Here is a 21,403-nt window from a genome sequence, read left to right on the forward strand (position 1 = left end):
GAACTTGTCATGCGTCAACCCCGCCTTCTTCAAACCTCGTAGGGGAAAAATTTGCTCCAACGGCCATCTTCCGCGTGTCCAGCGTACGTAAAGGTCAGCCCTCTGGGAGAGCTGGGGTGAGGGCCTTGGGCGGTGAATAAAGCCATGGGTTGCCATCACCGCAGCCCATCACCCAAAAGGCGATTTCCATGTGGCAGCGATGAATTCCCATCATCTGGTCGAGCTGATGCAAGACCCAGCGAGTAAGATCATCGAGTAGGTTTCTTCTGTTTCCCGCCGGTATCGCCGGTGGGTTCCAGTCGAATCCACATCGACTTTTCTTGGCTCTCTGCACTTCGCCGCATGTGCGGCGCATGACTTGAAAGGAATCGACATGACAACCCAAACCGGAATCGTGAAGTGGTTCAATGAAGGCAAAGGCTTTGGCTTCATCGCCCCCGATGATGGAAGCAAGGATCTCTTCGCCCACTTCAGCCAGATTCAAGGGACTGGCTTCAAGACCCTGGCCGAGAATCAGCGCGTGACTTTCGAAGTGACGCAGGGCCAGAAGGGCCCGCAGGCGTCCAACATCCAGCCGGCTTGAATGCCGCCACAGGCTCATCGATGAGCCCACGAATAACCGCGGCCCTGGTCGCGGTTCTTTTTTTTCTTGAAGGGGTGTCACCATGAAGAACCTGCAAGAAGCCACCGAAATGATTTGCGACTTGAAAGGGAGCCTCGTTGCACTCGACGCCTTCGTCACGGCCTTGCTCGACGTGATGCCAGTAGAAATTCGGCCGAACCTGCTACGTGCCTTCGAAGGCAATGCCGAAGTCGCGCGAACAGTGCTGATCCACATTCCGATTTCCGAGCATGCAATCGCGGCATTCGAGCGCGACGTGCGGCGCACCAGCACGTTGATTGGCAGTCGGATCTGATGCAGATGAGGCATTCGTGCTTGAGCGTTCTTCTTTGGTAACCGCTGACGATGCGGCTTGTGGTTCTTGAAGTCCCATGTGTGGTCACCGAGAGACGCAACATTTAACCGGGTCTGCATCATCTGCATCGTCTGCGTGGACATGCAGGCACGTCTGCAATTCCGCGCCCTCGAATGCATCCACAATCGCGTGAACTTCACGCAGAAGACCTGCTCATGCCCACTCTCGACGACCCATTGCACGACCGTGAAGTCGGCGCTCGCGATAGCACGCTCGACACCACCCGCATCGATGACGTTCGCATCGGCGCCGTTCGTCCGCTGATCACGCCCGCGCTCCTGCAAGAGCGTGTGCCAGTTCGCGACAACACGCTGGCGCTCGTTGAAAACAGCCGTGAGACGATCGCCAACGTGCTGCACGGGCGTGACGACCGCCTTGTGGTGGTGGTAGGCCCATGCTCAATCCATGACCACGACCAGGCGCTCGAATATGGCCATCACCTGAAGGCCGTGGCAGACGATCTGCACGACGACTTGCTGATCGTCATGCGCGCCTACTTCGAGAAGCCGCGCACGACAGTGGGCTGGAAGGGTTACATCAACGACCCACACCTCGACGGCAGTTTTGCGATCAACGAAGGTCTCGAGCGTGCAAGACGTTTGCTGCTCGAACTGACAACGCTTGGCCTGCCCACGGGAACGGAGTTTCTCGATTTGCTGAGCCCGCAGTTCATTGCTGACCTGATCGCATGGGGTGCCATCGGCGCTCGCACGACGGAGAGCCAGAGTCATCGTCAGCTTGCTTCGGGCCTGAGCTGCCCGGTGGGCTTCAAGAATGGCACCGATGGCGGCATCAAGGTAGCAGCTGACGCGATCCTTGCGGCGCGTGCGCCGCATGCATTCATGGGCATGACGAAGATGGGCATGGCGGCCATCTTCGAAACGCGCGGCAATGACGATTGCCATGTGATCCTGCGGGGTGGCAAGACTCCAAACTACGACGCTGCGCATGTGGCAGCAAGCTGCAACACATTGCGTGCGGCGGGGTTGCGTGAACAGGTGATGGTCGACGTGTCACACGGCAACAGCAGCAAGCAGCATCAGCGCCAGATCGAAGTCGCTGGCAACGTCGCCGAACAGGTCGCAGCGGGTGATCGGCACATCATTGGGGTGATGATCGAGAGCAACCTCGAAGAAGGGCGACAGGATCTTGTGCCGGGTGTGCCGCTAAAGCATGGCGTGTCGATCACCGATGCCTGCATCGGGTTCGCACAGACGGTGCCGGTGTTGCAGGGCTTGGCGGGAGCGGTGAGGGCGAGGCGGAAGGTATCGCGCTGAGACGCTGCCGGACATCGATCATCGAAGCGAGAGGGCGAATCATCGCCCGCACCCCGCTCTCGTGATCTTGCTCCCCGTGCAGCTTCGGCCATTCCTGGTGGCTGTCGACATTTGCATGGTTCTTGCGCCACGGGTCGGGACGAAACCGAACAACGCAGCAAAATTGCGTGCCCTGCGCCCTACATTCTCGACGCCGCGCAAGTCCGCGGCTGTGAGGGTTCATCGGCGAACGGCCATTCGTGCATCTGCCGGTGAACATGTTGCCCAACCAACCAGGATCTCCATGAATTCGCCGTCTTATGAAGCCACCGCCAATCGCCTGTTCATGCAGGGCCGCAGTTTCAATGCCTGGCAAGACAAGCCCGTTCCAGACGCATTGCTCGAACATCTTTATCTGCTGACGAGCATGGGACCCACGTCTGCCAACTGCTGTCCCGCACGCATCGTGTTCGTGACGAGCCAAAGCGAAAAGCAGCGCCTCCTGCCGGCGCTGGACGAGGGGAACCGCAGCAAGACCATGGGTGCCCCGGTGACTGCAGTGATCGGCTATGACATGGCCTTTGCGGAGCAGATGCCGATCTTGTTTCCTCACGCGCCGGATGCTCGCAACTGGTTCTCTGATGAAAACGTTGCACGGACCACGGCGTTTCGAAACGGCAGCATGCAAGGCGGCTATTTCATCCTCGCGGCCCGGACGCTCGGTCTAGATTGCGGCCCGATGTCGGGCTTCGATGCAGCAGCCGTGAACGCGCTTTATTTCGCCGGTACTTCGGTGGAGACGAACTTTCTCTGCAATCTGGGCTACGGCGATCCAGCCAGCCTTTTCCCGCGCAGCCCGCGCCTTCCGTTCGCGACCGCCTGCCGAGTCGTGTGAGGACCGTATGACCACATCGACCATCTCCCTCCTCTGTGCAGAAAAGCGCGCTGCCTTCCTGCCGCAGCTGCCCTGCTGGACCTTCGACGCGCAACGCGATGCCATCCGAAGATCGTTCGTGTTTGCGGACTTCAATGCGGCCTGGGGCTTCATGAACCGCATCGCGTTGGCGGCCGAGCGCATGAACCACCACCCCGAGTGGAGCAACGTCTGGAATCGTGTGGAGATCTTGTTGACCACGCACGACGTGGGCGGCGTATCGACACTCGACGTGCAATTGGCGCGGCAGATCGATCAGATCGCGAGTGAGAGTGCCGAATCGCGGTTTGAGGGGGGAGGGGCTGCCAAGGACATGGCCTGAGTGAGCCTCAGAGGCTGAGAGTATTTCGATCATGCCCGCTCTCACGCCAAAAGACTGCTGCTCGTCGTTGCAAATGCTCGCCATAGCCCGGGCTATGGCTGCGCTTTGCGCCTAAGATCAGGTGCCTTTTGACGCGAATTTCGGGCACGTTCGAAAAACTCTCAGCCTCTCAGGTGTCGCCGCGTCGAATTTGAAGACCGGCTCGTCGCCCTTGAAACGCAGCAGGGACACATGCTCGTCGCTGAAGTCTGAAGTCTGAAGTCTGAAGTCTGAAGTCTGAAGTCTGAAGTCTGAAGTCTGAAGTGAGAGGGTGAGAGTATTTCGAGCGTGTCCGAGCAGCACGTCAAAAGGCGCCTGATCGCCATCACATCACGCCTCGGTCTCATCTGGTCTGGATCCGACCTGGCTGTGTCAAGCTCAGGCTTCGGCGATGCAGCAATGATTCAAAAGGCGTTTGGCTCGGCAAGAAGAATGGTCATGTGTTCAGGTTGGTCTCTTGGCGTCTGCGAATCAGCGCTTGCCCAATAGTGGCGATCTGCCCATCTTGGCGCTGTCGGGCTTTTGCTTCGGTGGTGGCGAAAAGCCTTCGAAGGCATCGCCCCCCGCCCAATCGCCCACTGCGTAGACGCGCTGATCTCGCAAGCCTTGTACGCCTTCGGCCCAAGCCATGAGCATGCGTTTCCCAACATCCTCAAAAGCTGGGTGCTGCTGCATTGCGTTGCGCAGCAGCGGACCGACATCGGCCACAGCGTCGCTGATCGCTTCCACCATGTGCTGCTGCTCTTTGGGCTGAATGCCGAAGATCGCTGTGATGAACTTTTGTAGGTTCTTGCCGGGCGTCCACGTCTTCTTGCCCATGAACTCGATACCGGGTGGGTTGTGCTGGAAACCCGCGTATACGCCGGTGGTCAGCATGTCGTATGCGGGCGAGAGGTGCACGTCGTCCCGGCTCGTATAGAGCAGAGCCAGGTTCTTTGCGTGGCAATCGGCGTTGCGAAGGGCGTAGGTCAGCAGCAAGGTATTGGCGAGCTGGCGGTAGGTGTCCAGTCGTTGCGCGCCGGGCACGTGGTCGCGCACGGCACGGGCGATGCGTTCCCAGGTGGTGTCGTATTTGGCCGCTGGGCGCAGGCCGAGCAGGCTGCAGAAGTCTTCCATGCCCCAATGAGGTTGGCCGTGTTCGTCCACGTCGAACCGGTGCACGACCAGGGCTTGGCCGTCGTCCGACACTTCCGTGCGAGCGGTGGGCATGACACGGCTAGCCACCTGCATGCAGAGGTGTTCGTTCAGTGCGACGAAGGGCAGCTGTGCGCTTGAACCTTTGATGATGTGGCGGCGGGTGACCATGCTGGCCTTTCGGTGCCGTGCCAGCGGAGTGAGTCCTTCAGCCAACTCGGGGCGAGCGCTGTTGGGATCGTCTGCCGCGCTCGCATCCTGCTGCGCGTCCAGGAATTTCGGCACCACGCCCGATACACCACTCGTTGCGTGTGCCCGCACCAGCGCAGCAAAGGCGGCTTCGGAGTTGTCGCCCTTCAGCAGCTCGGCCACTTCTATGGGCTTGGCTGGCTCGTTCAGTTCGGCACCTGGCGCTGCCACTTGCAATCGGCCCACCATGTTGCGCCCGATGACGGACAGCAAGGCAATTGGGCTGGCTCCGATGTGTGGGCCGAACTGCTCTTGCAGCACCTGGAGCAGGTAGCCCTCGGGCAGGTTCATCTGGAGCACGGGCGGAAGTTGGTCGTCCCACACGTAGGACTCCGTGCGCACGGGCATGGTGAGCGATACGAAGTCGTTGGCGCCCACGTCGGCGCGGTAGGTCAGGACGCTCTTGAAGTCGCCCGCCTGTTCCATAACAGCCACGTCGCGCCCGAGAACGTACACGGCCAGCTTCACGACCGTTTCGCCCCGCTGGTGGAGGCCACAGCCGTGGACGTGCCCGAGGCGACCCCTGTGCCTGCGCTGTTCCGCTCGAGCCTCAGTTCGTCCAGCGTGCCAGACTGGCCTGCCACGACCACGTCGAGTTCCATCCCGAGGACTGCCAGCACCGCAAGCAACTTGCGGGCACCGAACTCGGCGGAGCGACCTCTCTCGAATCTCGAGAGAGACTCGGCGGTGATGCCTGCTTGCGTTGCTACGGCCGCCTGCCGTAGCTTCAAAGCATGGCGGCGGGCAGCGACCGCTTCTCCTAGCTCCTGGATGGTCTGCACTTGATATTTATCTCAAGATATTGCCTTGTTGAGCTGATTCTTGATCTAAGCATCAAATTTTGCAAGCGCCGGGCGTCCCTCTGCCATGTTCGATCGAGAGTCCGCCGACAGACCGCTCAGTGATCCTCAAGCAAAGCGACGAGCCCTCCGCAGCAATGCCGGGGCCGTCTTTCGCGATCCGTTTCAGCGCTTCGCATACTGCATGGGGTAACCGGTCATTCCACGCCATGCTGTACGCATCAACGTATGGAGCGAGATGACATGCTCAAATTTCTTGGCACCCTGAGCGGCATAGTCAGGCCGGGCAAAGCGGTGTCCACCAATCCGGCCAGCGGCACCAAGATCTCCGAACCAGCGGCACGGCCGTCGTGGTCTGTAGGCCTTGCTCCGCGGATTGGACAACTCGACGCGCCAATGAGGCCGCATGCGGCGCTGCCTGCCCTGTCTCGCGAGCCGTCGCAACATGGCGAGATTCGGGAGTGCAATCCGACACCGAGAGAGCTGCTCGCCGACGAGCGCCGGCAGGATGACGCCTTGCTGGCGCAGCAGCGGGCACAGCGGGCGCAACTGGTGCACTCTGCATTGCCCACTGGCGGTGCGGTGATGAAGCGGTTGAAGGACCGCACAGCGAGAGCGCATCCGACCACAAGAGCCGAGCAATGGCGCGCGTGCCTGAATGGACGGCCTAAACCCCTGGATGGCGAGCGCATGCAGGCGTTCGGGGCCATGTTGCACGCCGACGTCATGGCGCTGGCCGAGACCGGCAAGATGGAGCGCTGGATGGCCGCAGCAACGATGGGCGAGGCTGTCTTGGACGGAATACTGGGCCAGGGCATCCGGCCGGAGGATCGGCAACTGCTGCTGGACGCACTGGGCGAAATGGCTATGCAAGTCGATCGCCCTCTTTCCTCTTCGCATCCAGACCCCGAACCCAGCCTGGAAGGGCAAACGCAAGGCAGCCGCAGCGCAACGCTGGGGTGCATTCCCGCCCTCTCTCGACGCTCACGGAATCCGCGCGGCACACCTCCACTCACGCCCTCGCCGGCGCAGATTTTCCTGCCGGCACCGACGAATGCATCGCCAGAAGGCCTATCGTCCAGCCGCCGGCCAGTTCCGCCCGCCCGCGTCGCATCATCCGAGCTCGTGTCCCCACGCGAAGCGATTCGGACCGAGCCCCAGATCGCACCCGAGGCCGAGCCGAAGGATCAGCTGCTCAAATGCCTGATCGAAGGATCCACGCACCCGATGATCGTGGTGGCATCGGGGCAGCTCACGAACGCGCGCCGCGCCATGCAGAAGGCACTCGATGAGGCAGGCCGCCCCTTCGTCTACGCAGACAGCGCAATGATGCTGAGGGACCTGGAACACGACGTGCGCATCGAGCACGGCAAGCCCAGGCGTGCCGACGGCCCATTCCGGCAGTTGCTCCACACCGGCGGAACCCTGCTGCTGAACCTGACCACCGACGACGGCTGCCCCCGCTTCACGCCCCGGCAGCTCGAATCGCTCAACACCTTGATGGAAGAGCAGATCTGGGATGGACGCCCCATCCCCTGCCGGGAAATGGGCGAGCGCGTGAAGATCGCTTTCCTCGTCGACGAGAACACCTCGCTGACCCAAATTGCCTCGGGAGCGCTCGCGTCGCGAGTCAGCTTGAGCGATTTCAAGGCTTGCACCTTTGCCAATGCGCCTGATCCGGTCATCCATCCGGCGGCTAGCCCGTCGGCCGCCGCGTTGGTCATCGACTTGCAAGACGACAGTAGATCCTGGCAGCGTATCTTGTTCGGAGGCCCCGAGCTCACCCTCGCGCAGACATGGCAGCATGGACCAGGCGCAGTCGAGGGATTCGATTTCAGCTGCCAATCGCTCGTGTTGCGCAACCCGCCGGCAGACCCTCTATTGATGGATCAGGTGTCGGCCTGGCTGGCAAAGCACCCCGGGTCCGTCCGACTCGAACACGGCTTGCCCGCGGACGAAGCGGCCGAGCGGACGGCGCGCAAGCATCCGGCCGCCGACTTCTCTCTGGCCCTGCAGACCCGCCCCGAGACCGTGTGCACGCTGCACCAAGCCAATTTCCACGAGGTGTTCCACGGCGGCTACGGTGCGAAGAACAATGCCTTGGCCAGACTGCCCGCGATGCTGTCGCAGGCGCAAGCCAAGGCGGGCGAACACCTGCCCATCATCTTCGTCAGTGAACCCCTGACGCCGGCGATGTGGGATCGCTTGATGCATCACCCTGGGGACTTCGAGGTGGCCGTGGCGCCCGACGTGCACGTGGATACGCGTTATGCCGGGCGGGTGGCCACGACGCGGGGCATGCCATGCGATGCGGCGCTCGCGATCGACGATTTGAGCCAGCCAGGGGTCTGGTCCGCTCCAGTGACCTTCCTTCATTGTGCCGATCCGACGCTGATCGACCCGAGCCTGCCCCGGGACTGCACGCGCATCCACGTCACGCCCACGACAAGCAGCGACGAATTGCTCTACAGCCTGCAACGACAGCCCGCGGCCGATCCGCAGGGCCTGCCGGCGCTGCAGGTGCGCACTCATCAACTCGTGGAGGATCTCAAGGCCGGCAAGAGCGTCGTTCTGCACGGCCTGGAGACCAACCCCGAACTCGTGCGCGACCTGGCCCCGCTGCTGCATCCACCACACGCCCTGACGATCAACGGCGAGCGCCTCGCCTTCAGTGGTCGGCTGTTGGTCGTCAGCCCGGATCGCCGGGTCGTCGAGCATCATGGACTCACACCCGCGTTGCGGGACCCGACGCCAACGCGCGACGCGTGGCGACAGGCCGCAACCAACCGGCTCAGCGTGGCGCTTGCGGTGCCGGCAGTCGAGGCAAGAGAACTGATCGCGCCCGTGCTCGAATGGTTCGAGACCTTGCAGCGAGCCGGCATCGCGCCGGCCAGCGAGAGACAGGTTCGATATGCCACCGTGCAGACACTGTGCAGCACGCTGTTGAAGCTCAGGACGTCGGCGCCTTCGCTCGATCCCGAAGAGGCGCGGCTGGTGCGGTCGCTGCTGAAGGACATGCTCATCGGCGACCATCGCAGACCGGAGCAGGTCCATGACACTCGCTATGCCCAGCTGAAAGCGTGCCTGAAGGTCTTGCTGCCGGGTGAGATGAGCGAGATGCCGGCGCGGTCGATGGACCTGTCGCGGCTGAAGAGCCTGCTCGCTGAGGTGCGGCATCCGGAGGACATCAAGGCGTTGGCCTGGCCCTTCCTCAATGCCTTCAGCCCTGACGTGATCGAGCAGGTCATCGGCACGACGGCCTCGGCTGTCAGTGCGGATGCCCAGGCCAGCATCGCGGCCAAGGTGTTGGACCTGGTCTGCGCCCAGGCGCGCGCGCACGACATAGCGTTGCCGGCGCTGGTGGCGCAGAGGCCGCATGGACCGTCACCGGTGCAGGTGAGCCAGACCTGCGCACGCCCGGCACCGCTGCAGCGCGACCAGAAGCTGGCGGGCAAGGTCGCCCAGGCGCCAGCGCAGGGTATCTTTCTCAAGGGCCCGCCAGGCACTGGCAAGACGCATCTGGTGCAGACCCTGAGCCAGGGCAGGGAGGTTTTCTGGGCCTCGGTTGCCGATGAAGGCACGGCAGCGTTCCGCCAGCAACTGCAGGCGTGGGCCGCAAGCCGCCCGCCGGGCACGCTGGTCGTCGATGAAGCCAACCTGGCTCGCCCTGGCAATCTCGCGATGCTCAAGGGCGTGTTCGCCGACCGCAGTCTGCACGTCAACGGCGTGCTCCATAAGCTGGAGGCGGACCATCGGATCATCTTCACGGGCAACGCCGACAGCCTGCCGGGGCGCAGCCCGCAGCCGGTCGCGCAAGAGTCTTTCGCGACCGTGCAATTCAAGTCGATGCACAGCGACTTCCTGCGTAAAGCATTCGTCGAGCCCGTGCTCGAGTCGTCGCTGCGGCTCGGTCTCGGCCCTGAAGTGGCCGAGGTCGGCGCTCAGGTCTTGCAAATTCATGAGCGGCTGCAGAGGGTCCCGGAGGCCGGGCTGTCTCCACGCGACTTGGAGGAATGCCTGGCGCGCGCCCTTGGCGAACTGCAAACCCATCGGGCACGAGGCAGCGGCCTTGGCGCGCAGGACTTGGCGCCCGTGCTCGCCCGCGTGGCGCTGCAGGTGTACGGTGACAGCTTGCCTCAAGGCAGCCTGCCGATGGTCGAGGTTTGGCTGCGTCATCAGCTGCAGGTCCCACCGGGCGAAGCGCTGCCGGAATTGTTCGATGCGCAAGCCGTCGGGGCCGCGCTGCAGGAGCAGCAGCTCGCGCCAACGAAGAGCACCATCGCTCTTGCAGGGGCCGTCGACGGGTGGCTGCGATCCCAAGGCCTGCGCGAGGCATTCAATCCAAAGAACGACACGCTCGGCAAGCGTGCGCTGTTGATTGAAGGGCCGGCCTCGCGGGGCAAGGATGCCGTGGTCAAGGCAATGCTTCTGGCGCAGGGCAAGCGCGAAGGCATCGACTTCGTGCACATCAATGCCAACCCCAACGACCTGGACGGTCTGCGTGCGGCCGTGTCAAACGCGCGTCGGCGCGGTCAGGTCGTACTGGTATCGGAGCTGAACCTGCTGTCCAGCGGGATCCTGGAAGGCGAGTTCAACACGCTGCTGACGGGGCAGACGGGCGAGCCGGCTGCCGCGGGCTTCGCGCTCATCGCCACGGTCAATGCGGGCTATGCCGGCCGCGAAACCTTCTCCAGCGCTCTGCAGAACCGCATGCAAATGCTGAAGCTGCAGGACTACGAGCCTGAGGAGATCTTGCCCATCGCGCAGGCGCGGGCGGCGAACCTGGCCGCGCAGAGATCGGCGGCGAGTGCCTTCACCAGCAAGGCGGGCTCGTCTGCAGCTGACTCTTCGGTGCCTGAAAGCAAGGTCCGGCAGTTGGTCGACCGGCACATAGATTTGCTGGGCAAGCTCAAGGGGCAAGCTTCGGAGTTCACACCCGGCGTCCGGCAATTGCGCGATGCCCTGGCGCTTCTTGCCAAGCGGCCCATGATGACAGTCGACGAGGCCTTCGCGGGCCCATACGGCTTCTATTGCAGTCTTGCCGCGCAATCCGCGGTGCTCCCCGCCAAAGCGCCAATCGCCCGGGACGAGCAGATCGCAAGGCAACTGAGCATTGCACTGCGTCTCGCATACCCCCGTATGTGCCAACCTGCTTTACGCGGCGACCCCACGCTATGGGCGACAGCTCCGGTGGCGTATGACGCGAAGCGGCATGAGCTTCGCTTCCTTCCCAAGGGCCAGCCGGAGGAACTGATCAGGTTCATGCTCGAGGAGGCCGGGAGCGACCGGCTTTTCATTGGGCGGTTGACTGACGATCCAAGGTCCGTGGAGCGGTCGACTGCCGACGTTGCCGTGTCGCGAGCCCCGTCAACCTCGACGGCGCCTGCCCGCCGGCGCAATTTTTCGATGCGCCGCCGCGCTGCGGCGCCGGCCGGGGGAGGTGGCTTGGTTGCGGCCGGGGGCGCCTTGGTTCCGAGCTTCAGGCCGAGGTCACCATCGTCATTTAGATCCGGCGTTGGCAGCCCCTCATCCACCGGTGACCTCGGTAGCGTCATTAACCTGGGGCCGGAAGACGGCAATCTCACCGTGTCCCGTCTGACCTTGGATGGGCTGGACTGGACCTGGCCGGTACGACACGAAAACAATACTCCTGACTACGCGGGTCCGCTTGTCGAGCTACGTACGACGCAGATTGATCGCGTGGACGGGGAAGGGCGGGTGTATCTCCCTGTGCCGGGAAATCGGCGGCCAACCGAGGTTCGACTGAACAAGCACAAGCCGGAGAAGGTTCATCGTGACGAGCGGGGAAGCTGGTATGTGCTCACGCAAGCCGACCGCCAGTTTGTGAAGTCCGTGACATATAAGCTGGTCAACGACCGAAGCGAAGATGACGCGGCAGACAACACCCCGCTCGGCCTGCCGCCGGACTTCCCTGCGCTCGCCGATGCCTTCATGCCGACTCTGGCCGAGGAGATCCGGTCCTTGTACACGCGGCGCGCTCGAGTTGGAATGAACAGCGTCGAGGTCGCCAAAGAGCTGGCGACGATATTCCAAACGACCCTGAGCTACTCCGACGACGACGCCGATGCGCTGAATCAAACGTCTTCGATCGGCGAGCGGTGCAGGCGGTTTTTGAGCGTCGGTCAGGGCGTGTGCTACGAATTCGCGACTGCCTGCGCAGCCGTCCTGATGCAGTCGTTCGAGATCGAGGCACGCCTGTGCTGCGGCCACATGGTCGATCGCCACACCAACAAGATCGAATTGGAGGGACATACTTGGGTCGAGGTGAAGGGTACCGAAGGCCGCTGGCACGTTGTGGACCCCACGCCTCCTGAGTTTGGCGACAGCGTGGGGCAGGTCTCAGCGGTCCGCGGAGCAGGTCGCGTCCAAAGGGCCCGAAACCGGCGTGCGGAGAGTGCGACCCGAAAGGAACGTATTCCCGCTTGGGACGGGCCAAATCTGTTCGATGAAACGTTCGACGCTGAACTGCTGGAAGGAATCTCGCTGGATGAGTTGGGATTGAGTCGGGGCAAACTTCAGCGAGGGGCTGCGCAGTACCACCCGACCACGGGGGTGCTCGATCTGAAGCGTGTGGTCGCCGGGGAGCCCGACATGTTCCGGCGACCGGCGCTGACTGAAACTGCTGAGGTGTGCACCCTGGTGATCGAAGACCTACCGCCTTCAGGCAGCACTGACAGCGCAGCATGGCCTCGGTTCTGGAACCTGATGGCACGCCCGCTCGCTGCATTGCAGCGAAAGGGCGTGCCCATGCTGATGCGGGACAACCGGGGCGCATTGCAACCGGCGCTCTTCGTGAAGGACATTCAGTACCGTTGCAAGCAGAACGCGAGCCAGGCGGTCTCCCCGCTTCAAGATTTAAAAGACGGCACCGTGGTTATCGGCCGGCAGAGCATCGAATTACTCGAAAAAATCAAGTCGAAATACTATGAGTCGTTGCTGCGTTCCAAGGGGGTAGACCCTCGGGATGAAGACGACATCAAGATTTGTATTCTTGCTGATCAGGGCGCGAGCCAGTCGTTGCGAGGAATTCATTCCGCCGAATTTCCATTCAAGTTGACTCTGCACGGGCAGCCCATCTCAATTACCGACAGTGATCGGCACCGGTTCAGTCCTTCCGATTGGAACGATTCAGATTCTTTGCATTCTTCTGGCCTCGCACACTTGAATCGTCTGTTTGAGTCGGGTAAATTCGTTGAAGCTGTGGCAGGGGGAGGTGACGCAGCCCGGGAAGTTGAGCGCATTTTGGTACGGGCGAAAAGGTGCATTTCCGCCAGATGGATTGCAACGTACCGGAGGGATGCGGAGGAGTATGAGTATTATATTTCTTCTTTCCTTGAGCACGCCCCCGTGCTGGACCGCGTTGAGTTGATCCAACTGATGGAATTGGTCGAATATCGGCAGAGGCTCCCTATTCTGATGAATTGCTTGTTCTCTGAACAATCGAAGACGTTTGAAGTGGAAGTTGAAATTGCACTCGAAATTTCGAAAGAACTGCGCCATCTGACAGACGAGAAGCAGATCGAAGTGCTCGACTATTTGAATCGCCGTGCACCGGAAATGTCGGCCGTGGACAAGGACCGGTTGCTTGGGATCCTGGTGTCTTCCGTCAAGGAGGATAAAGACCGCCGTTGGATGCCTTTGGCCACATCCTTGTCCTGTCGAAGGCTTTGCAATACGTTGGCCGCGTCCGCGGGTGAATTTCCCCCGTGTAATTTGCGGAAGTCGGCAATGGAATTGATCACAATGTGCTACGACGCTCTCGATGAGACGAAGACGTGGGCGTTGTCTCTGCTGGACAAGCTCTCGAGGGGCATGGCGGCCGTTCCGATGATCGACACCGACGATATATCAGCTGATCTTGCAAAGAATATAAAGATGTTTTCGTCCACTGAGCATCAGAGTGCTGTGGCGGAAATTCTTGAGCGCCTGTTGAACAATTCCGACTTTATTTTTAATGTATCCAGAGACGAGATAATTCGGAGCCTGGACGACGCAATGGGCGAGCGCATCATTGATGACGATCTTGCTCCTCGATTCAAGGCTGTCAAAGCGCGTGTGATGCAGATGGAAGTCTTCAAAATGCGTCGGCAAGGAGAAATAAGTGAATAGTTGTCATTAATTTCACGGGGGCACGAAAGTATTGTCAAAAGGCCGAAGCCTTGTTCAAGGCCACGGCGGCCCGAATCAGAGCCTTCAGAGCCTCCTCGTCCAGCTTGTCACCTTCGTGGAAGTCAATGGCGCGCCTGACCTTGCCTTCGAGACTGGAATTGAAGAGGCCTGACGGGTCCGCCAGGGAGGCTCCCTTGGCGAAAGTTGTCTTCACGACCTTCTTGTATGTCTCGCCAGTGCAGATCAGCCCGTCATGAGACCAGACCGGATTGCTCCATTTCCACTCCTCAGTCACTTCGGGGTCGGCTTCCTTGATGAGGGCGCGCAGACGGGAGAGCATTTCGCCCCTCCAGTCGCCCAGGCTCGCGATTCGCGCGTCTATGAGTTTGGATGGAGATTCGGTTTTCTTCATTTCTCTCATGATGCGATGGACGCGTTGCCGCCCCCATCGCCACCGTTCAACAGCGCCATCAGGCCGGCGCCGTCCGGCAATCCGCGGATGATGGTTACGCAGTCCGCCGCTCCCGTCTCGGTGACGCGCCACCATACCGTGCAACCGGACAGTTGCGACACCAGCTCCTGCGCCGCGAACGCGTGAAGCCACTGCGACAAGGGGGCAGCGCGGCCAAGGTGCAAGTGCTGGCCATGAGCATCTCGCTGCTGGCGGATCGCGGCACCGCTGCCGGGCGTTGGCCACGGCGGCGCATCGAGCAATGCAGATTCCAGCGCATCCACCGACCCCTCTGCGTCGTTCAAGGTTCCCATCGCCGCTTGTGCAATGTGCTCGAACCACAGCTCGAGATGATTGAGCGCGATGCGGTCCTCCGGCGGCTTCGCGCGCGGATGGGCAATCAGCAGCGGAAAGTAGCGGCCCACGCTGTCGCAGCTGGGCATCAAAAGGCCGAACCACCATTGGGTGTCGACAATGCCCGGCGACCATACAAATCGCAGCAGCGGGGCGGTGAGATAGATGTCGAGCCAGCGCTCCCCCAATTGCTCGCGGCCGCTGCACATTGCATTCGATAGCCACGTATCGCAGGCGCGCAGCCAGTGAGGTGGCAAGCGCCGCTGCGCGAAATCGCCGAGAGACGACAACTTGCCGTACCAGCCCGGGACGTCGCGCGCTTCTTTCGTGGATGGTGTTGTGACTGGTACGGGTGTCGTCATCGCGATCAAAGGCCAGATGGGCAGGAAAACTCGTTCAACTCGCGCAGGTGGAACGGGTTGCGCACACTGCTCGCCGTCACTTCGAATACGGCCTTGCGGCCGTCGACAACGTCGAAGGTCGCACGAATGCGCTCGGGCGCGTTCGTCGATTCGATCTTCACGCGATCGAACATGCGCAAGAGCGCCCACGGACCGTCGTACACCGTGCCTGATGCGCCGGCATTCAATGGCGGGCTGACCTGCAGCCGAACCTGGGATGTGCCACGTGGCCCGGGCCACTGCACGGTCGTTGGAATCTGCGGCCCGTGGTCGTAGCGCACGATCTGGCCGTCGATGTCGAGGATGAATTGTTTGAGCGATGCATCCATCTCGATGGGCTTGAATTGCAATCGCAAGGATGGCACGTTCCCTGTGGGGAAGAAGGTTTCGCGAATGGCCTGGGCGCGCTGGAATTGCGGGAGCGAGCCTGTGTCGGTGCCCAGCGGAACTCCTTCGATGGCACGGAAGCGCCAGGGCCGGGTCGTCGTGTCGACATAGTTGGCGAGCTTTTGCTGGAACAACTGGTCGATCTTGCCGCCCGGCGCGAACAGCAGCGCGAAGTCAGCTTGCGTGGCATCGCGAGTTGAGGCGCGGTCCAGCGGATAACGGCCAGCCACGGCCTGCAGACAAAACTCGCCGACTTGCGACTTGACTTCATTGCCAAGGTTTTGCCGCACCAGTACCTGCGACAGGTGAGCACTGCTTTGCGACAAGTTGTCCATCATCGAGCGAAGCGGTTCTGGCAGGCGCGCGGCCTCCGCCTTGACCTTGAGCGGCACAGGCGATGCAGGTGGTGCCGCACCACCCTTCACGGCGTTGTCGACGGCATTCAGCAGCACATGCACCTCGGCGATCAGTGCGATGGTGTCGTCCAGCGGGGGTTTGCCGCCCGCGGGTACGGTGACAAGCCGGCGCAAGGCGCTGAAGCGCTCGTCGACCAGGCTTTCTATGCGCGGGCCAGTCTCACCCTTCTTGGCCTTCAACGCCTCAGCCAGTGCCTCGCGGCCACGCTTGAGCGCGTCGGTCGCGCCGCCGGTGGCCTTCTCGACGAGGCTCTTGTCGCCCGACCCGAGCAGCGTCGTCTCGCGCGACATCGCCTTCAGGAGAAGCGGGAGCGGGCTGTCCACCGCCGACAGGATTCGCGACATCTGGATCGATTGCGACAAGGTGGTCATCGGCTGCAAGCGAACGTCGGCGATGAACGCTTCCCAGGTTGACGCGTACTCGTTGAGATAGATGCGGCGCACGTTGTCGATCAGCGGGTCATCGGCGAGCACCGCTGCGGCGGCATCCTTCGGCGTCTCGGCGATGCCGAGCACCCACGCCTGTTCCTCGGCTAGTATCTGCGCCACGCGCGGTACTTCCTTTTGGAATCCGCGGTGATAGCCATCGAACGAGAAAAGACCAGGAACGCCTTTGGTCAAAGGTGCGCCGCTGGCACGTGCAAAGACCAGCGGGGCATTGTTGCCGGCGGCACGCACGACGGTGAATTCTGGAAACTCCTCGCCGAGTCCTTGATGACGCATGCGGTTATAGATGCGCTGTGGCAGCGCCACGGTGGCCAGGCGGGTGCGATGAAACTCGATGAGCGATTTGTCTTCGGGCAGCGGCGACACGGCCGCTCCTCGGGCCAGCAAGGCATCGAGGTGCTCGCTCAGTTGGGCGCGCTGTTCCGCGTCGATGGACCGGCCGAGCTGTGCGTCCCAGTCAGCCTCGAAGTAGGCTTTCAACGCCTGCTGTTCGAAATGCTCCACGTCGTGCAGCATCAGGTAGGACTTCAGCGCCTCGTAGTCACTGTCGGGCGCGTTGCCGGCCTGGCGCAACTGCTCTTCCACACGCAGGCCGAGTCGAGGCAGCACCGCGTCGACCAGCATGCGCTCATAAGCCGTGCGTGCCGCGCTGTCGAGCTTTGGCCCCTGGTAGAGGCCGAAGCCGAGCTTCCATGGCACCGAGTCGTCGTTGCCCGCGAGACTGCGCGTGGCAGCGAGCGCAGGCACGACTGGGAGTAGTTCGGCCGAGGCGCGGTTCGGCGTTGCTTGCACAAGCAGCCTCACTTGCTCGACGCGCTGCGCAACGGCGTCGACATAGTCGCGGTTGTTCACATAGCTGATGATCCACGCACTGAGCGTTGCGCCCGTCACCAGCGCGAGCGCGGCATAGGCACCGAATGCCAGCAGCCGGCGACGCCGTTCCCACTTCAGGTTGGTGCCGGCGAGTCCGCTTTCTGCAAACACTACTTCGCCGAGCAGTCGCGACAGGAAATAGCTTTTGCCGCTGGACTGATTGGGCGCAATGACAGCGCGCTCGATGCGGTAATTGCGTGCAATGGCGCCGAGCACACGGTCGATGGGTGTGCCCTCTTGTGTTCCGCTCACGAAGTAGACGCCGCGCAACAGTGGTTCCGCTTCATAAGGCGAGGGCGAGAACACCGTGTCGAGAAAGTCCTGCAGCATGCCGCGCAGCCCGGCAAACTGGCCGGCGAAGCCGTAGATACGCGCACGCCGCTGCGGATCACGCTCGACCTGCAATCGTTCGATCAAGCCATCGTTCAATCGCTTTAGCAGGGCATCGAACTCCACGCCGAAGCGCTGCAGGCTTTGCGCACTGCCGTCCTTCAACGCAAACGTGGTGCCCCAGGGTGTGGCGCGCTGCTCTTTGTCGAGCATCGCAAAGTAGTCCATGAAGCCGGCGAGCAGGTCGGACTTCGTCACGAGCAGATAGATGGGAAAACGGATGCCGAGCCCTTCATGCAATTCTTGCAGTCGCTGTCGCACCGTGGTCGCATGTTCGCGTCTGTCTGCGATGCTGCGCGTGAGCAGGTCGGTGATCGATACCGTCACCACCACGCCGTTCACTGGCTGGCGCGGCCGCGAACGCTTGAGCATTGCAAGAAACCCGCCCCATGTGGCGCGATCGTTCTGGCGGTCGCTGTCTTGTGTCGTGAAGCGGCCCGCAGTGTCGATCAGCACCGCCTGGTCGGTGAACCACCAATCGCAGTTGCGCGTGCCACCGACGCCACGCACCGCATGGTCGCCCACGTTCTGCGCCAGAGGAAACTTGAGACCGCAGTTGTGCAGCGCAGTCGTCTTGCCCGAGCCTGGTGCGCCAATGATCAGGTACCACGGCAGTTCATACAGGTAGCGCCCGTTGAGTTTCGCCGACCATCCCGCAAGCACGCCTTCGGCGCCGAAGCGCGCGCGGCGCAGGGTCTGCATGGCCTGCTCGAAGCGTTGCCGCACGGCGAGCATGTCCGGGCTCTCGGCTTCCTTTTTGTCTGCTGCCGCAGGCGCGGCCAGCAACTGATTGACGACGGCCGCGTTGCCCCGGCGCGCGCGCCATTGCTTCCAGGCGACGATGGCGATCATGAGGCACGCGACGACGCCGATGGCGATCCAACGCGACGACTCCGTCTCCAGTGGCCGTACATCTGCGATCGCGACCAGCGGGCCGACGATCCAGATCACGAGTGCGGTGGCGAGCAGGAGTACCGCTGTCAGCACCCAGCGGTTGAAGATGAGACCCAGCAGCTTCTTGATCACTTGCTAGCGGGCTTGGTCGCCGCCTCGTTGTCACGACCCACGAACAGCGTCACCTCGACACGCCGGTTCATGGCCCGGTTGGCCGACGTGTCGTTGGCAACCAGGGGTTCCGCATCGGCACGGCCCTCGGCGCGAATGCGATCTGGCACCACCTTGTGCGCGACGAGCAGAGCGCGCACCGATCGCGCGCGCTCTTCAGACAAATGCCAGTTCGATGGGAATCGCGCCGAGCGTGCGATCGGCTGGTTGTCGGTGTGGCCAGTCACGAGCACGTTGCCGGTGACCTGCGCGAGTGCATCGGCGATGCGGCCCATCAACGCCTCGCGCTCCGGCATCAGGCTTGCGCTTCCGGTCGCAAAGGAGCCGTCGCCGCGGATCGTGACGACGCTGCGGTCGATTTCATCGCGAACTGCAACGAGACCCGCCTTGATGTCGGACTGCAGAAACTGTGCGAGCCGCGGCTTGGGAGCCGGTTGGGGCGCTGCAACCACGGGAGGTGTGAGCCGCAGGCTTTGCACTTGGGCGAAGACCGGGTCGGAGCGTGCGCCGAGCGAAGAAGTGAGGGTCAGGTACACGCCCATCAGCAACAGTGCCGACACCGCTGCCGCTGCAGCGAGCGGCAGCCAGCTGCTTGCTCCTCGGGGCGCGACGGCTTGGCCTTGCCAATTCTGAGCCAGCGCATGCGCATGGTCGCCGCGCTGTTGCCTGATGACCTGTGCGAGCCTGTCGCGCACGGCCTCGAGTTGCGCCCGGCCGTTGTCGAGGACGCGATAGCGTCCCTCGAAGCCCAGCGTGAGCGCGCAGAAGATCAACTCGAGCAGATCGAGGTTCTCTTCGGGCTTCTCGGCCAGTCGCGCCATCAACTGGAAGACTTTCTCGCCGCCTTCGGTCTCGTTGTGGAACATCGCGAGCAGGCTGTGTCGACCCCATGTGCCCGACCCGCCCCAGGGCGTATCGGCAGCGGCCTCATCGATCATCGTGCACAGCACATAGCGTGCTGCCATCACGCGCTCCGGTGCGATGCCTTGCGAGGTGGCGCGTGCCGCGAAATCGCGAATGCCCTGTGCGAGCGAATTGCGCAGCGCCGTCGGGTCGTCCACATGCCGCGTGGTGCGCAATTGCGGCACCACCAGCAGCAAGCGGTTGGCCAGCGCGACCAACGGATTCAGTCCGTCGTCGGGCTGTGCGAGTTCGGCGTCTGCGGCGTCCGGCACGGTGGGCGGGTCGACAGGCCGCGTGGTCGTCGTGCGACGACCCGGGTTGGGCTTGATGAAGGTGCGCTGCTCGTCAAGATCAGCGAAGGGGTCATTGATCGCGGGCGGATCCATGCGGTGCTTTCGTTCCGGTCCAGGGCCGATCATTGGCGAATGGCCCACAGCTCGAGTTCGAGCGCAGGAAAATCACCGCCCACGTGCAGCGCGAGGCTTCCGCTGCGTTCGAGCTGTTTCCAAAGTTCGCCGCCGCGATCGAGCTCGAAGTAGTGGAAGCCCGCATGGAACGGCAGTTGACGCGGAGCTGTCGGCAGCGAACGCAGTGTGACGCCGGGCAGTTGCAAGTTGACGAGATCGCGCAAGCGTTCCGCCGGTCCGAGCTTGGACTGCGAGGGGAAGCGAGTGCGCAGTTGTTCGGCCGGCATTTGCGCATTGACCGCAAGCACGAAGTTGGATGTGCGTGCGAGGTCGGGGTCTGGAAACACTGCCATGCGAACGCCATGGCTGCGGTCGACCAGATCGATCTGCATCGCATTGCGCTCGAGCACCGTTGACAACATGCGACGCAGATCGGCGATCACTGGCGTGAAGGTGGCGTGCAAGTCATCGTGCCTGTACAGCGGGTATTCGGGCGGATGACGCGTTGCGCTCGTGAAGGTGGACAAGTCGCCGGCCACCTGTAGGCAAGCGAAATAGAGCTGCAAGGGATGCGTATTGGGCGCGAGTGCGTACTGGCGAAACACCGGCTCAGCGCGGTTCAAGGCCTGCAGCATCAGAAAGTCGGCCATCTCCGAGACACCATGGCTCAACTGCCCCATGCGCGATGCGAGTGCGCCTGAACGCTGGCGGATGAGTCCGTGCAGCAGCGAGGCATAGGCCGAGAGTTGCTGGCTCGCGTCGATGCACGTCTGTGGGGCGATGTAGTCGCGGTCGATCACGACCTGGTTGTCGCTGCGGCGTTCGATGACACGGGCCACGCCAAGCAGCGCATGCCCATCGCTTGCATCCTTGGCGCGCAGCAGCCGCAGATCCAGCGTGCCCGTCTGCACTGGCTCAGGTTCGTCGGCGGCGTTGGTGTGGTCGCGCAAGTCCTCGCTCACGGCACGCCAGCGAAACAACTCCTGGGAATCTGCGCCGTCGAAATTGACCTGCGTCACGCCTTCGCGCACGAGCGCCACGGCGAGGTAGACGATCTCGCCCTTCAAATCGGCAGGTACATCGAGCGCCGCCGGCTGCGCATCGTGTTGTGGAATCGAGAAGGGCGTGCCGTCGGGCAAGATGCCGCTCGCACGGCTCAGGCCCAGCCGGCCGACGGCGAGTAGACCTTCATCCAGGGCAAGCTCGAAAAAACCCCAGGCGTGCGGGCCCGTTGTGCGCATGCGCATGTCGAGCAGGTATTCGGCATGCCGCGCCTCTTGCTGGAAGTGGTGCGGCAGCATGAACATGCCCTGGGACCACACGACCTTGCTGTGCAGGCTCATAGAGCGGCTAAGGACATGGTCCGCAATAAGTTCCCGTTTTGGGGGCGCTGGGCGGGATGCGATGCAAGGCGCTCCGAGCGCCGTGTGGCGAGCCACACAAGTGAGGAGCAACGCCGCAGCGCGCC

At 62.4% G+C, this 21,403-nt stretch carries 13 protein-coding genes; 6 read left to right on the forward strand and 7 right to left on the reverse strand.

The window, feature by feature from the left end:
• Positions 1 to 373: 373 nt before the first annotated feature.
• The 5 genes from cspE to AC30NL_RS19745 all read left to right on the forward strand — a co-directional run bounded on the left by cspE (position 374) and on the right by AC30NL_RS19745 (position 3,489).
• Positions 374 to 583 carry a transcription antiterminator/RNA stability regulator CspE gene (gene cspE, locus AC30NL_RS19725; protein ID WP_489465688.1) on the forward strand — a complete coding sequence of 70 codons (210 nt, stop codon included), beginning with the start codon at positions 374 to 376 and terminating at the stop codon, positions 581 to 583.
• Positions 584 to 665: 82 nt separating this feature from the next.
• Complete coding sequence (locus AC30NL_RS19730) at positions 666 to 917, forward strand: hypothetical protein (protein ID WP_489465689.1); 252 nt, start codon at positions 666 to 668, stop codon at positions 915 to 917.
• A gap of 215 nt (positions 918 to 1,132) precedes the next feature.
• On the forward strand, positions 1,133 to 2,254 hold the full coding sequence (locus tag AC30NL_RS19735) for a 3-deoxy-7-phosphoheptulonate synthase (protein ID WP_489465690.1): 1,122 nt from the start codon (positions 1,133 to 1,135) through the stop codon (positions 2,252 to 2,254).
• A gap of 283 nt (positions 2,255 to 2,537) precedes the next feature.
• Complete coding sequence (locus AC30NL_RS19740) at positions 2,538 to 3,128, forward strand: malonic semialdehyde reductase (protein WP_489465691.1); 591 nt, start codon at positions 2,538 to 2,540, stop codon at positions 3,126 to 3,128.
• Between the two features lie 7 nt (positions 3,129 to 3,135).
• Positions 3,136 to 3,489: a 4a-hydroxytetrahydrobiopterin dehydratase gene (locus AC30NL_RS19745; RefSeq protein ID WP_489465692.1), complete on the forward strand. Its 354-nt coding sequence runs from the start codon at positions 3,136 to 3,138 to the stop codon at positions 3,487 to 3,489.
• Between the two features lie 510 nt (positions 3,490 to 3,999).
• Here the strand turns inward: AC30NL_RS19745 and AC30NL_RS19750 are convergent.
• Positions 4,000 to 5,379: a type II toxin-antitoxin system HipA family toxin gene (locus AC30NL_RS19750; protein WP_489465693.1), complete on the reverse strand. Its 1,380-nt coding sequence runs from the start codon at positions 5,377 to 5,379 to the stop codon at positions 4,000 to 4,002.
• Positions 5,376 to 5,693, reverse strand: a complete 318-nt coding sequence (locus AC30NL_RS19755) for a helix-turn-helix domain-containing protein (protein ID WP_489465694.1) — start codon at positions 5,691 to 5,693, stop codon at positions 5,376 to 5,378. The genes AC30NL_RS19750 and AC30NL_RS19755 overlap by 4 nt, the downstream gene beginning before the upstream one ends.
• Positions 5,694 to 5,954: 261 nt before the next feature.
• Here AC30NL_RS19755 and AC30NL_RS19760 point away from each other — a divergent pair, with 261 nt between their 5' ends.
• The gene (locus tag AC30NL_RS19760; RefSeq protein ID WP_489465695.1) at positions 5,955 to 13,841 is read left to right on the forward strand and encodes a transglutaminase domain-containing protein; all 7,887 of its coding nucleotides are present in this window, start codon (positions 5,955 to 5,957) and stop codon (positions 13,839 to 13,841) included.
• A 34-nt stretch (positions 13,842 to 13,875) separates the two neighbouring features.
• On the opposite strand, the gene AC30NL_RS19765 is transcribed toward AC30NL_RS19760, so the two are convergent.
• From AC30NL_RS19765 to tssK, 5 genes are read right to left on the reverse strand one after another with little or no spacing between them, the layout of a single operon-like run.
• A complete protein-coding gene (locus tag AC30NL_RS19765) occupies positions 13,876 to 14,262 on the reverse strand; it encodes a DUF1801 domain-containing protein (RefSeq protein ID WP_489465696.1) in 387 nt (128 codons plus the stop codon).
• Positions 14,259 to 15,008: a type VI secretion system-associated protein TagF gene (tagF, locus tag AC30NL_RS19770; protein WP_489465697.1), complete on the reverse strand. Its 750-nt coding sequence runs from the start codon at positions 15,006 to 15,008 to the stop codon at positions 14,259 to 14,261. Before tagF ends, AC30NL_RS19765 begins: the two co-directional genes overlap by 4 nt.
• A gap of 5 nt (positions 15,009 to 15,013) precedes the next feature.
• Positions 15,014 to 18,586, reverse strand: coding sequence for a type VI secretion system membrane subunit TssM (gene tssM / locus AC30NL_RS19775; RefSeq protein ID WP_489465698.1), 3,573 nt, complete (start codon positions 18,584 to 18,586; stop codon positions 15,014 to 15,016).
• Positions 18,583 to 19,914: a DotU family type VI secretion system protein gene (locus AC30NL_RS19780; protein WP_489465699.1), complete on the reverse strand. Its 1,332-nt coding sequence runs from the start codon at positions 19,912 to 19,914 to the stop codon at positions 18,583 to 18,585. Before AC30NL_RS19780 ends, tssM begins: the two co-directional genes overlap by 4 nt.
• A 29-nt stretch (positions 19,915 to 19,943) precedes the next feature.
• Positions 19,944 to 21,278, reverse strand: coding sequence for a type VI secretion system baseplate subunit TssK (tssK, locus tag AC30NL_RS19785; protein ID WP_489465700.1), 1,335 nt, complete (start codon positions 21,276 to 21,278; stop codon positions 19,944 to 19,946).
• Between the last annotated feature and the right edge of the window lie 125 nt (positions 21,279 to 21,403).

The organism is Rhizobacter sp., from assembly GCA_021153565.1.
Lineage (GTDB): Bacteria > Pseudomonadota > Gammaproteobacteria > Burkholderiales > Burkholderiaceae_C > Albitalea.

What these genes read in the sequence shown, in the direction of transcription:
- AC30NL_RS19780 (WP_489465699.1), bottom strand. Translation starts at nt 19,914, where the DNA reads ATGGATCCGCCCGCGATCAATGACCCCTTCGCTGATCTTGACGAGCAG.
- AC30NL_RS19735 (WP_489465690.1), top strand. Translation starts at nt 1,133, where the DNA reads ATGCCCACTCTCGACGACCCATTGCACGACCGTGAAGTCGGCGCTCGC.
- AC30NL_RS19730 (WP_489465689.1), top strand. Translation starts at nt 666, where the DNA reads ATGAAGAACCTGCAAGAAGCCACCGAAATGATTTGCGACTTGAAAGGG.
- tagF (WP_489465697.1), bottom strand. Translation starts at nt 15,008, where the DNA reads ATGACGACACCCGTACCAGTCACAACACCATCCACGAAAGAAGCGCGC.
- AC30NL_RS19740 (WP_489465691.1), top strand. Translation starts at nt 2,538, where the DNA reads ATGAATTCGCCGTCTTATGAAGCCACCGCCAATCGCCTGTTCATGCAG.
- tssK (WP_489465700.1), bottom strand. Translation starts at nt 21,278, where the DNA reads ATGAGCCTGCACAGCAAGGTCGTGTGGTCCCAGGGCATGTTCATGCTG.
- AC30NL_RS19760 (WP_489465695.1), top strand. Translation starts at nt 5,955, where the DNA reads ATGCTCAAATTTCTTGGCACCCTGAGCGGCATAGTCAGGCCGGGCAAA.
- AC30NL_RS19745 (WP_489465692.1), top strand. Translation starts at nt 3,136, where the DNA reads ATGACCACATCGACCATCTCCCTCCTCTGTGCAGAAAAGCGCGCTGCC.
- cspE (WP_489465688.1), top strand. Translation starts at nt 374, where the DNA reads ATGACAACCCAAACCGGAATCGTGAAGTGGTTCAATGAAGGCAAAGGC.
- AC30NL_RS19765 (WP_489465696.1), bottom strand. Translation starts at nt 14,262, where the DNA reads ATGAGAGAAATGAAGAAAACCGAATCTCCATCCAAACTCATAGACGCG.